At 66.6% G+C, this 12,651-nt stretch carries 11 protein-coding genes; 8 read left to right on the top strand and 3 right to left on the bottom strand.

The window, feature by feature from the left end; all coding sequences use genetic code 11:
* Positions 1–95 precede the first annotated feature (95 nt).
* The 7 genes from QSJ18_RS14940 (at position 96) to QSJ18_RS14970 (ending at position 9,096) form a co-directional block, all read left to right on the top strand.
* Complete coding sequence (locus QSJ18_RS14940; RefSeq protein ID WP_286327349.1) at positions 96–2,279, top strand: acyl-CoA dehydrogenase; 2,184 nt, start codon at positions 96–98, stop codon at positions 2,277–2,279.
* A gap of 108 nt (positions 2,280–2,387) precedes the next feature.
* Positions 2,388–3,509, top strand: a complete 1,122-nt coding sequence (locus QSJ18_RS14945; protein ID WP_286327350.1) for an acyl-CoA dehydrogenase family protein — start codon at positions 2,388–2,390, stop codon at positions 3,507–3,509.
* On the top strand, positions 3,499–4,662 hold the full coding sequence (locus tag QSJ18_RS14950) for an acyl-CoA dehydrogenase family protein (RefSeq protein WP_286327351.1): 1,164 nt from the start codon (positions 3,499–3,501) through the stop codon (positions 4,660–4,662). Before QSJ18_RS14945 ends, QSJ18_RS14950 begins: the two co-directional genes overlap by 11 nt.
* A 34-nt stretch (positions 4,663–4,696) precedes the next feature.
* Complete coding sequence (locus tag QSJ18_RS14955) at positions 4,697–5,770, top strand: bifunctional MaoC family dehydratase N-terminal/OB-fold nucleic acid binding domain-containing protein (RefSeq protein WP_286327352.1); 1,074 nt, start codon at positions 4,697–4,699, stop codon at positions 5,768–5,770.
* Positions 5,771–5,774: 4 nt separating this feature from the next.
* Positions 5,775–6,203, top strand: coding sequence for a MaoC family dehydratase (locus QSJ18_RS14960; protein WP_286327353.1), 429 nt, complete (start codon positions 5,775–5,777; stop codon positions 6,201–6,203).
* Positions 6,203–7,375, top strand: coding sequence for a lipid-transfer protein (locus tag QSJ18_RS14965; protein ID WP_286327356.1), 1,173 nt, complete (start codon positions 6,203–6,205; stop codon positions 7,373–7,375). The genes QSJ18_RS14960 and QSJ18_RS14965 overlap by 1 nt, the downstream gene beginning before the upstream one ends.
* Before the next feature lie 77 nt (positions 7,376–7,452).
* Entirely contained in the window at positions 7,453–9,096 is a 1,644-nt protein-coding gene (locus QSJ18_RS14970; RefSeq protein ID WP_286327357.1) for an AMP-binding protein, read from the top strand.
* A gap of 115 nt (positions 9,097–9,211) precedes the next feature.
* Here the strand turns inward: QSJ18_RS14970 and QSJ18_RS14975 are convergent, their stop codons facing one another.
* Entirely contained in the window at positions 9,212–10,885 is a 1,674-nt protein-coding gene (locus QSJ18_RS14975; protein ID WP_286327358.1) for an MFS transporter, read from the bottom strand.
* Between the two features lie 168 nt (positions 10,886–11,053).
* On the opposite strand from QSJ18_RS14975, the gene QSJ18_RS14980 reads away from it, so the two are divergent.
* Positions 11,054–11,194 carry a hypothetical protein gene (locus QSJ18_RS14980; RefSeq protein ID WP_286327359.1) on the top strand — a complete coding sequence of 47 codons (141 nt, stop codon included), beginning with the start codon at positions 11,054–11,056 and terminating at the stop codon, positions 11,192–11,194.
* 15 nt (positions 11,195–11,209) lie between these two features.
* On the opposite strand, the gene QSJ18_RS14985 is transcribed toward QSJ18_RS14980, so the two are convergent.
* The gene (locus tag QSJ18_RS14985) at positions 11,210–11,641 is read right to left on the bottom strand and encodes a DUF6918 family protein (RefSeq protein WP_286327360.1); all 432 of its coding nucleotides are present in this window, start codon (positions 11,639–11,641) and stop codon (positions 11,210–11,212) included.
* Between the two features lie 145 nt (positions 11,642–11,786).
* Positions 11,787–12,650: a MaoC/PaaZ C-terminal domain-containing protein gene (locus QSJ18_RS14990; RefSeq protein ID WP_286327361.1), complete on the bottom strand. Its 864-nt coding sequence runs from the start codon at positions 12,648–12,650 to the stop codon at positions 11,787–11,789.
* Position 12,651: the final 1 nt, after the last annotated feature.

Consider the following 12,651-nt stretch of genomic DNA (forward strand, 5'->3'; position numbering starts at 1 on the left):
GGGCGGGAAACCGGCAGTACCGGATCGCAGCCCCTCATGGCATATTAGAACAGGTTCTAATTATTCGTCACAACTCGACATCCAGAGGAATTATCGTGACAATCGCCACGTCGTCCGAGCAGATTGCCGTCCGTCACGCCATCGCCACCTGGGCCGATGGGGTGACGACAACCGAACTGGTTCGGTCGGATATCGACAAGCCGCGTGACCAGTGGGTGGGACTGCTCGGCCAGCTCGCCGAATTCGGGGTCTTTGCGGCTGCGGTCGCCGAGAACCGGGGCGGACTCGGCGCGCAGTTCGCCGACGTCGCGGCGATGCTCGAACAGTGCGGCTCCAGCCTCGTCCCCGGGCCGCTGGGCTCGACGGTGGCCGCTGCGATCCTGCTCGGACGGGCCGATGACGACCGCGCCGAGTCTCTGGTGGCAGGACTCGCCGCCGGTGAACTCGTCGCGGTGACGCCCGTTCGCGCCTATGCGGGCGACGACGTTCCCCGCCTCGCCGACGGTCGGGTCGACCTCGGCCTGGTCGCCGGATATGTCGACGGTGCCGCCGTGCTGACCCGGCTGTCGGTCGCCGATGTCGTCGGCTGGTGGGTCATCCCGCCGGGTGTCGGGGTCGCCGAAGTCGTGCCGCAGGCGCCCTTGGACGGCACTGCCTCGGTGTCGCGGGTCGCGGTTGAGGGCATCGCGGTCGCCGACCTGCTCGGCATCGACGCCGCCGACGCGGAACTCGCGGCCGGACTGCTGTCGGCGACGATCGCGGCCTATCAGAGTGGGGTGACCCGCTGGGCTCTCGACACCGCGGTCGACTACGCCAAGGTTCGCACCCAGTTCGGGGTGCCGATCGGTTCTTTCCAGTCGATCAAGCACATCTGTGCGCAGATGCTGTGCCGCAGTGAACGGGTCACCGCGGTGGCCTGGGATCTGGCCGGTGCGATCGACGATGTGCTCACCGGCGGTGCCGCCGATGCCGTCGATCAGTTGCGGGTCAGCCGACTGGCCGCCGACGTCGTCGTGGCCGTCGAACCGGTCGCCAACACCAAGGACTGCATCCAGATCCTCGGTGGCATCGGATTCACCTTCGAACATGACGCCAATCTCTATCTGCGCTCGGCGCTCGCGGCGCAGGTGACTCTGGGGCGGGGGCACGCACAGCGGGTGGCACTCGCCGAAGACGGTCTGGCCGGTATCCGGCGGCGGTTCACCCTCGACCTGTCCGAGGTCGAGGGTCGTCGGGATGAGGTGCGCGCCCAGGTGGCGGCGATCGCGGCAGCCGGTGGCGACGATCAGCGTCGGCTGCTGGCCGAGTCCGGTTATCTGACCCCGCACTGGCCGGCACCCTACGGTTTGGGCGCCGACGCCGCGTTGCAGTTGCTCATCGACGCCGAGTTCGACGCTGCCGGGGTCAACCGGCCCGATCTGGTGATCGCGGGCTGGGCCATCCCGACGATTCTCGAACACGGCACCGACGCTCAGCGGAAGCGATTCGTGGCGCCGACGCTTGCGGGTGAGATCGTCTGGTGCCAGCTGTTCTCCGAGCCGGAGGCCGGTTCCGATCTGGCTGCGCTGCGGACCCGGGCGGTACGCGTCGACGGCGGCTGGAAGTTGACCGGACAGAAGATCTGGACGTCGCAGGCGCACAACGCCCAGTGGGCGATCTGCCTCGCCCGCACCGATGCCGACGCGCCGAAACACAAGGGTATTACCTACTTCCTCATCGACATGGCCTCGCCTGGCCTCGACATCCGGCCGCTGCGGGAGATGACCGGGCGGGCGAATTTCAACGAGGTGTTCCTCGACGACGTTGTCGTTCCCGACGACTGCGTGGTCGGCGAGGTCAACGGCGGCTGGCGACTGGCCCGTACGACGCTGGCGAATGAGCGCGTGGCGATGGGCGGCTCCGGGCTGGGTAAGGAGATGGAGTCGCTGCTGCGTCAGGTGGCCGGGATGGATCGGGAGCTGACCGGTGGCGAGTTGGGGGAGATCGGCGAACTGGTCGCCGACGCACACGTTGGCCGGGTCCTCGATGCCCGTGCGGTGACGCAGCGACTGGCCGGCCATGATCCGGGCGCGGTGGCGAGTGTGCGGAAGTTGATCGGTGTCGAGCACCGGCAGGCGGTGCCCGAGGTCGCGTTGGCTCTGCTGGGTGCCGAAGGGCTGGCGGCCACCGATGCCGCCGACACGGTCCTGCAGAACCGGTGCTTGTCGATCGCCGGCGGCACGACCCAGATCTTGCGCACGGCGGCGGCGGAACGCATTCTCGGTTTGCCCCGTGGGTGAGTGCTCAACGCGGCGTGGAAAGTGCCGATAAGCACCCGAAATCGGCCGGTGCACGGATAGTCTGATACAACTAGAACAGGTTCTAATTCTTCAGCGAGGAGGCTCCGGGTGGACTTTGCCCTGGACGGGACCGCGATCGCGGTCCGCGACGTCGCCGACGACGTCTTCGCCCGTCACACGCCCGACTGGGAGTCGACCTTCGGACGGCGCGGCGAGGCTGTGCCCGACGGCGGTTTCGACGGCGCGCTCTGGCAGGCATTGGTGGACGCCGGGCTGATGGTGCTGCCCCTGCCCGCCGAGTTCGACGGCGACGACGTCGGGATCCTCGGCGTGCTCCCATTGCTGCGCCGGATGGGCGAGGCGGCCGCGGTCACCCCGGCCCTCGGCACCCTCACCGCGGCCGGGGTGTTCGCCGCGGTCGACGGTGCGGTGTGGCAGCGTTTCGGTGCCGCCCTCACCGGTGGCGGGTTCGCGGCCATCGCGCTCGGCGAACACGGCGATGCGCTCAGCGGCACCCCGCGCACCACGCTGCGGGGCGGTCGCCTCACCGGGACCAAGGTCGGCGTGCTGCATGCGGCCGGGGCCTCGCTCCTGCTCGTCGCGTGCGACGCGGGGATCGTCGTGGTGTCCGCGGACGCTCCGGGCGTGCGCATCACCCGCACGCCCGCGTCCAGCGGCTGGGGCGAATTCACCGTGACCTTCGATGATGTCGAGGTCGCCGACGACGATGTCATCGGCACCGACATCGCCGTGCTGCGCGACCGGTACCGACTGGTCCTGTGTGCCTACGCCGACGGCCTCGTATCCGGAGCCACCCGGCTGACCGCCGACCACGTGTCCACGCGCGAACAGTTCGGCAAACCGATCGCGCTGTTCCAGGCGGTCGGGCAGCAGCTGGCCGACATCTATGTCGTCGGCCGGTCGCTGAACCTGGCGACCACCGCTGCGGCCTGGCGGCTCTCCGAAGGGCTCGATCCCAGTGAGGATCTGGCCATCGGCACCTACTGGGTCGCCGACGAGGTGCCCGCCACCACCCGCACCATGACGCATCTGCACGGCGGGGTCGGCGTGGACATCTCCTATCCATTGCACCGCTATTTCTCCATCGCCAAGGATCTCGCGCGTCTGGCCGGGGGCGGAGCCGTCCGCCTCGACGAACTCGCCGACGTGCTGGAGGCCGATTCCGATTCGCCCGCCGCCAACTCCACCGGGGTGTCCGATGTTCATTGATCTCACCGACTCCCAGCGCGCGCTGCGTGACGAGATCCGGCACTACTTCGCCGATCTGGTCTCGCCGGACGAGGCGAAGACGATGCTCACCGAGCGCCATGGACCCACCTACCGGGAGGTCATTCGCCGCATGGGTCGCGACGGCTGGCTCGGTGTCGGCTGGCCGAAGGAATACGGCGGCAAGGGTTTCGGTGACATCGAACAGCAGATCTTCACCAATGAAGCGGTTCGCGCCGACGTCCCGCTGCCGTCGGTGACCCTGCAGACCGTCGGGCCGACCCTGCAGGTCCACGGCACCGAAGAGCAGAAGCAGAAATTCCTGCCCGCCATTCTGGCCGGTGAGGTGCATTTCGCGATCGGCTATACCGAACCGGAGGCCGGTACCGACCTCGCGTCGCTGACGACCAGTGCGGTTCGCGACGGCGACCATTATGTCGTCAACGGCCAGAAGATCTTCACCACCGGCGGGCATGACGCCGATTACATCTGGCTGGCGGTGCGCACCGACAAGGAGGCCCCCAAACACAAGGGCATCTCGATCCTCATCGTCGACACCACCGACCCGGGGTTCAGCTGGACTCCGATCATCACCGCCGACGGTGCCCACCACGTCAACGCGACCTACTACAACGATGTGCGCGTGCCGATCTCGATGCGAGTGGGCGAGGAGGGCGGCGGCTGGAAGCTGATCACCACCCAGCTCAACCACGAGCGCGTCATGCTCGGACCGGCCGGACGCATCGATGGTCTGGCCGGCCGCATCCGGGAGTGGACACAGCGCCCGGGTCCGGACGGCACGGTCATCGCCAAACATCCCGACGTGCGGCGCGCCTTGGCTCAGATCGACGCCTACGCCCGCATCAACGAGTTGCTCAACTGGCAGGTCGCCTCGACCGGTGAGGCCATCTCGATGGCCGACGCCGCGGCGACCAAGGTGTTCGCGACCGAGCGGGTGCAGACGGTGTGCCGGATGGTCAACGAGATCATCGGCCGTTACGGCGATTTCACCGACCCGGAGACGGCGGCTCTGGTGGACTGGCTCGACGTCCAGCAGAAGCGGCATGTGGTCATCACCTTCGGCGGTGGTGTCAACGAGGTCATGCGCGACATGATCGCGACCGCGGGTCTGGGTCTACCCCGGGCGAAGCGCTGATGCGGAGGACGGTACCGATGGAGGACGACAACCGATGAGCGTCATCGACGATCGCAGCGACGCCGAGCAGATCCGCGCCGCCGCGCAGGTCATCATGGACTCCGGGTCGAGCGCGCCCAAGGCCGGTCGTGATCCGATCAACCAGCCGATGATCCACAACTGGGTCGAGGCGATGGGGGATGAGAACCCCATCTACACAGACGAATCCGCGGCACGCGCGGCCGGGCATCCGGGCATCGTCGCCCCGCCGGCGATGGCGCAGGTGTGGACGATGCGTGGTCTGCACGGGGTGCGGGCCGACGACGATCCGCTGGGGCGGGCCACCGAACTGTTCGACGCCGCCGGCTTTACCTCGGTGGTGGCGACCAACTGCGACACCGAATACCACCGGTACACGCGTCCGGGCGAGGAGGTCGCCATCTCGGCCGAACTCGTCGAGGTCGTCGGACCCAAGAACACCGCCCTGGGCGAGGGGTGGTTCTTCACCACCCGCAACGTGTGGTCGGTCGGTGACGAGGTGGTCGCCGAGATGCGGTTCCGGATCTTGAAATTCCGTCCGGCGGCGAAGGATTCGGCCACGTCGGAGGCGGCGGAGCGCACACTCGACCCGGTACCCGAGGATCTCGATCCGAGTCGAATGCTCAAGCCGAGCGTCTCGCGTGACACCGCATTCTTCTGGGACGGCGTCGCCGCACACGAACTACGCATCCAGCAGACCGCGGACGGTTCGTTACGGCATCCGCCGATCCCCGCCACCTGGAAGCCGCGCGCCGCGGACGGAGTCGTCCCCGAGACCGACTATGTGGTCGCCGCGGGTACCGGCACGGTGTACAGCTTCGTCGTCCACCGCGCCCCCAAGGTGCCCGGACGTCAGTTGCCGTTCGTGGTGGCACTGGTCGAACTGGACCGCGACGCAACCGGTGCGTCCCTGGCGAATCCGGTCCGGCTGCTCGGCGAGCTGCGTGACGTCGACCCGGCTCGGGTGGCGATCGGCATGCCGGTCACCACAACATTCCTGGACTTTCCCGCCGACGAGGCCACCGGAAATCCGGCCTGGACCCTGTACGCCTGGACGCCGGCCGAATCCGATGCGACCGAAGGACACTGACGCGATGACGAGTCTTGCCATGCCTCCTGTCGCGGTTGCTGATGTACTGCCACCGCTGACCATCGAGGCGACACCGACCTTCGTCGTGGCCACCGCGCTGGCCACCAGAGATTTCCAGGATGTCCATCACGACCGGGACCTAGCCCAGGCCAAGGGATCCAAGGACATCTTCGTCAACATCCTGACCGACACCGGTTTGGTGGAGCGCTATATCACCGACTGGGCCGGTCCCCATGCCCGGATCCGTTCCATCGCACTGAAACTCGGTGTGCCCTGGTATTCCTACGATTCGGTGACCTTCGTCGGCGAGGTGACCGAGATCGCCGAAGACGGCGTCGTCACGATCGCGGTGACGGGCAGCAATTCGTTGGGTAAGCATGTGATCTCCACCGTGAAGCTCACTCTCGGTGCCGTGATCGGGGAGGCGGGCTGATGGGCACGTTGTCGGGTAAGGCCGCGATCGTCGGAATCGGCGCGACCGAATTCTCCAAGGACTCCGGCCGCAGCGAGCTCCGCCTGGCCGCCGAGGCCGTGTCCGCCGCGATCGCCGACGCAGGGTTGACTCCAGCCGACGTGGACGGCCTGGTCAGCTTCACCATGGACACCAACGCCGAGATCGCCGTCGCCCGGGCGGTGGGTATCCGGGAGATGACCTACTTCTCGCGGATTCACTACGGCGGCGGCGCGGCCTGCGCCACCGTTCAGCAGGCGGCGATGGCGGTGGCCACGGGCGTCGCTGACGTGGTTGTCGCCTATCGTGCCTTCAACGAACGGTCTGGCCTGCGGTTCGGCCAGGTCAACAGCGCGGTCGCCAACCAGGAGAACTCCTCGGGCACCGACAATGCGTTCAGCTACCCGCACGGGCTGTCCACCCCGGCTGCCTTCGTGGCCATGGTCGCCCAACGCTATATGCACGATTACGGTGCGACCAGCGCGGACTTCGGGCAGATCGCCGTCGTCGACCGCAAGCATGCGGCCACCAACCCGGCCGCCTTCTTCTACGGCAAGCCGATCACCCTGGAACAGCATCAGGAGTCTCGCTACATCGCCGAGCCGTTGCACCTGCTCGACTGCTGCCAGGAATCCGACGGCGGCGTGGCGATCGTGGTGGTCTCCGCCGAACGCGCCAAGGACCTTCCGCATCGTCCGGCGATCATCGCCGGGGCGGCCGCGGGCAGCGCCGACGATCAGTTCATCATGACCAGTTACTACCGTGATCATCTCGCGGGCCTGCCGGAGATGGGGCTGGTCGGTCGGCAGTTGTGGGCCCAATCCGGGCTGGGACCCGACGACGTGGACCTGGCCATTCTCTACGACCACTTCACGCCATACACGCTGATGCAGTTGGAGGAGCTCGGCTTCTGCGGCCGCGGTGAGGCGAAGGATTTCGTCCGTGAACCCGGCGCTTTGGAAGTCGGTGGCCGGTTGCCGCTCAACACCCACGGCGGCCAGCTCGGCGAAGCCTACATTCACGGTATGAACGGCATCGCCGAAGCTGTCCGGCAGTTGCGCGGAGACTCGGTCAATCAGGTTCCCGACGCCCAGCGCGTTGTGGTCACCGCCGGAACCGGTGTTCCGACAAGTGGCTTGGTGCTAACAGCATGAACTCGACCCCATTGTCAGTCCGCTTCCCAGTAGTTGTTTCACAATCGACGCCCCCGGGTCGATAAGGAGATCTCACGATGAAATTCAACCTCGCCGATGTCTTTGAGACAGTGGCTGATTCGGTCCCCGAGCGGATCGCGGTCAGCTACCAGGGACGCCAGATCAGCTATGCCGAACTCGACCAGATGTCCAATCAGGTCGCCCATCTACTGGCGGGTGCCGGCATCGGGGCCTTCGACAACGTCGCACTCTTCCTGAAGAACAGTGTCGAACATGTCACGAGTCTGCTCGGGCTGCTGAAGATCCGGGCGGTGCCGGTCAACGTCAACTACCGCTACACCAACGCCGAACTCCAGTACATCTTCGACAACTCGGATTCGGCCGCGATCGTCGTCGAGTTGCCGGAACACCAGCGCAGTGTGGCAGCCGTCCTCGCCGACAACCCGACTGTGCGGGTCGTCTTCGTGATCGGCGAGATCGTCGACGAGCTGACCGCGGCGGCGGCCGCACTCCCGGACGGTCGCAAGGTTCAGATCATCGCTTTCACCGATTCTGAGAAGCTGTCGGCAGAACGGGATTTCGAGGAGCGCAACGGCGAAGAGCTGTACTTGATCTACACCGGTGGAACCACCGGCTTCCCCAAGGGAGTCATGTGGCAGCACGACGACTTCTTCCGCAAGCCGCTCTCGGGCGGCAATCCGTACGGTGAACCACGTAAGGATCTCGACGAGATCGCTACTGCGGTGAAGGATTTCCCGGGGTTGGCCTTCGCGCTGACCGCGCCGCTGATGCACGGAGCCGCCTCATACTCGCTGTTCACCTTCTTCAACCTGGGTTCGCGGTTGGTCATCCAGCGCGAGTTCGACGCCGAGGCGATAGTCAACGAGATCGAGTCGGAGAAGGTCAACATCGTGCTCATCGTGGGTGACGCGATGGGGATGCCGCTGGTCGAGGAGATGGAACGCCGCAAGGATGAGGTCGATCTGTCGTCGATGTTCTCCATCACCTCCGGCGGTGCCCTGTGGTCGCAGCACGTGCGTGAGCGGATGCTCGCCGTCAAGCCGGATCTGGTGCTGCGAGACAACTTCGGGGCGTCGGAGTCCGGTAATGACGGTGAGATCAAACTGGACGAGAATGGTCGTCTGAAGTCGCCGCCGTCGGAGCGGATGATGGTTGTCGACGAGCGGTTGAACCAGATCGAGGCCGGGTCCGGCGAAGTCGGCTACATCGCACGTATCGGCAATGTGCCGTTGGGCTACTACAAGGATCCGGAGAAGAGCGCCAAGACCTTCCCGACGCTGCCGGACGGCCGCCGCATCTCGGTACTGGGTGACATGGGCACCGTGGAAGCCGACGGCAGCATCGTCTTCCTTGGCCGCGGTTCGCAATGCATCAACACCGGCGGTGAGAAGGTCTACGCCGAAGAGGTGGAGGCGGTCCTGCACGCACATCCCGCGGTGGCCGATGCGCTCGTCGTGCCCGCGCCGGATCCCAAGTACGGGCAGCGGGTCGCTGCGGTGGCCCGGCTGACCGACGGTGCCACCGAGCCGAGTCTCGGTGAGATCCAGGACTTCTGCCGCCAGACGCTCGCCGGGTACAAGGTGCCGCGCACGATCGTCTTCGTCGACGAGGTCAAGCGAACCCCGGCAGGTAAGGCCGACTACCGCTGGGCGAAGGCGACTGCGGCCGACGCGGCCGAATCCGCCGGCGCACCCGCCTGATCCACCACATATAGCGACGAGACAGCGCCGCGTCGGGACCGAAGGCCCGACGCGGCGCTGTTGTCGTGATGCGCTGAGGAGCGGGGCCTCGCGCGGGGAGTCCTTGTGCGGCCGATCAGTTGATGCGGTCGCCGATCTCCTCGGGATCCCGCGCCACGGCGTCGTCGGCGTCGTCGGCGTCGTCGGGATCATCGGTGTCGCCGGGGATCTCGTCGAGGATTTCCTCGTCGATCTCGGTGACCCGCCGTGGCGTGATCCACAACAGCACCAGGGCGCCGACCACCAGTACTGAACCCAGCACGATGCAGGCCTGGTTCATCGGTTCGATGAAGGCCTGCTGCGCACCTTCACTGATGCGCTGTGCGAGCGGGGCGGCCTGTGCGGGCAACTGGGCGACTACCTCGGTGGCCTCGGCCAGTGACCTCGAAATATGTTCGGCGGCTTCGTCGGCCACGGCCTGAGGTTGGCCGGCCGCGGTGAGCTGTGCGCGGGCGAGGTCTGCGGTCTCGCGGATGCGGGAGGTGTATCCGGCGGCCAGGATCGACCCGGCCAGGGCGATGCCGATGGCGGCGCCGAGTTCGCGTGCGGTGTCGTTGACCGCGGAACCGATGCCCTGATTGTCCAGCGGGGTGTTGGACATGATGGCCGTCGTCGACGGGGCGGTGGCCAGGCCGATACCGGTGGCGCACAGCGCGATCAACCAGATAGATCCCCAATAGGTGTGGTAGTCGACGGTGCCGAGCAGGATCATGCCGATACCGGCGAGCAGGATGCCGCCACCGAGAACGAAACGCAGCGAGTGGAATCGCACTGCCACCCAGTTGCCGAGCAGTCCGAAGGCGACGGTCGCGGTGACCATCGGGATCAGGCCGATCGCCGACTGTAGTGCGCTGTAACCGAAGACGAGCTGTAGTCGTTGGAGGAAGAGGAAGAAGATCGCGAAGGAGGCGAAGAACTGCAAGGACACCGACAGCGAGCCTGCCGAGAAGGCCCGGTTGGTGAACAGTCGGACGTCCAGCAGCTGATGGCGCCGACGCAGTTCGATGAACACGAACAACGCCGCGCAGGCCACGCCGAGGATCAGGCCGCAGATGACCAGGGCGTCGTCCCAGCCCCGGTGAGGCGCCTCCAGTAGTCCCAGCACGATCGCGGCGACCGCGATGATCGAGGTGACCGAGCCGGGGAAGTCGAAGGGATCGGGATGCCGGTCCTTGGAGGTGCCGATCGTCAGGCACAGGGCGGCCATCAGAGTGGCGGAGCCGGCGAAGGCGATGAAGATCGATTCCCACGAGAAGAATTCGAGTAGGACTCCGGTGCCGAAGAGCCCGACGACCGCCCCGGCCCCCGCGATCGCAGCCCAGACGCTGATCGCGAACGGCCGTTTGGTCGGTGGCACTCCCGACGTGATCAGCGAGAGTGTCGTCGGCATGATCAGTGCGGCGGCGAGACCGGCGAAGCAGCGGGTGGCGATCAGTTGGGTCGGCCCCGATACCCAGATGGCCAGGAGCGAGGCGATGGCGAACAGGATGAGGCCGACGATGAGGACCCCGCGTCGGCCGAAGCGGTCGCCGATCGCACCGGCGGGTAACAGTAGTGCCGCCATCACCAGGGTGTACCCGTCGATGATCCACGTCATCTGACCGGAGTCGGCGCCGGTGGCGATGGCGATGTCGGGAAGCGCGGTGTTGAGTGCGGCCATCGCGGCGACGACCATGCTCACCGCACAGCAGGAGATGAAGATGAGCCATGCGGACCGTAGATCCATCCGGTCATCGGTCTTCTGGTTCATCGCGGAATCCCCTGTATCATCATGATGCTGTTTCGTTATCCGACACGCGTGTCTCACATCTCACTCTCAGAGTGCAACATGTGACACATTGATCACTGCAGTACCAACGCGGTGACCGTGGAACCCGCGGCCCCCGTTGCTCCGGATAACCGAAAGTGGTGACAGGTCATGGCCTCACCCCAGGTCGCTCCTTCTCAACGTACCGACTGCTCACCTGCGCGGGTACATGTTTGGCGTGTGCTGTCGATGCTCGCCGCCCTCGTCGGCGTGGTCGTCGCATTGCTGCTCATCGTGACCTCCGCTGCCTGAGGGCGGCGAACGGTATCAGGCCGCGTGTCGCTCGATCGCGGCACCGACCCGCGGCAGTGCGGCGACGACATACGTCTTTGCCTTGCCGCGCAGCGATCCATAGATCTTCGCCAGCGCAGGCTTCGCGGACTCGGCCTGATCGTCGGTGACAGTCAGCAGGGCCTCGGCCGCGGCATCGCCGTTGGCGGCGAGGTGATCTCCGAACGCGACACCGGCAGGCTTGCTGTCCCAGAACGGCGCCAGTGCGGTCAAGAAGTCCGGCAGCAGCACATCGGTGGCGTGATGGACGACGCCCGGCTTGACCTTCTGCGCAGCGGCGAAACCGGCCTTGACCGCGGTACCGCTCAGTCCCTTCTGGTCGGCGACCTCGGCCTCGATCACGCCGACCAGGTCGGCGACGACGGCCTGGCGGTTGTTCTCCAGCAACGGCGTCAGCGAATCGCTCATCTCGGTGGGTTCTCCCTCAGTGGTGGTTCGGCAAAGATGCGCGGAGTGAATCTCCGCGTGGTGCACGAGAAGCTTAGCGGCACTTATTGGTTGCGGCCCCACCCGGAATCCGGGTGGGGCCGCAACCAACTGGTTCGACAGTCGGTCAGGCTCGTGTGAGCACCACATTGCCCAGCGCCGGCGCATCGTCGCGTTCGGCGACCGTGGCGGTGATCAGCAGGCGCGCCCCGTCCTCCCAGACGTTGACGTTCAGCGTCTCACCGGGGAATACGATGCCCGCGAACGATGCCGCGAAGTCGCCGACCGCACCGACATCGCCGTCGAGAAGCGCGTCGGTGACGGTCCGGCAGACGGTGCCGTAGCTGCACAGCCCATGCAGGATCGGGCGCGGAAACCCCGCGCCCTTGGCGAAGTCCGGATCCGAGTGCAGCGGATTGCGGTCGCCGCAGAGGCGGTACAGCAAGGCCTGCTGGGGCAGGGTGGTGGCCCGCAACCGGTGGTCGGGTGCCCGGTCGGGATAGTCGACCTTCGCCGAACTGCCGCGTTCGCCGCCAAAGCCGCCTTCGCCCTTGGCGAAGATCGACGAGCGCGACGTCCACAGCGGCTGACCGTCCTCGTCGCTGGTGGTCACGGACTCCTGAACGATGACCGCGGCCGCACCCTTGTCCTGTAGTTCGGCGATACGGGTACGCGTGGTGGCCTTGCCGTCGGCCGGGATCGGCCGGTGGACGGTGACCTGCTGACTACCGTGGACCACCTTCGCGAGGTCGATGTCGACGCCGGGGAAGGAAACCTTCGGCGGTTCGGTTGCGTGGAAGCTCGGTGCGACGGTGGCGAAGGTCGGGAGGACCTTGGGTGCCGAGTCGTGCACGTAGGCGAGCCCGGCCGCATCCATCGGGTCGGCGGCGGCACCCACCGCGAGGTGGTAGAGCGCGACGTCGGACGCAGTCCACGAGAAGGTGACCTCGGGCAGCTCCGCCCCGAGCGCGACACTGGGATCGATGGGCATG

It is taken from the genome of Gordonia heveisoli (assembly GCF_030315745.1).
Classification (GTDB): Bacteria; Actinomycetota; Actinomycetes; order Mycobacteriales; family Mycobacteriaceae; genus Gordonia.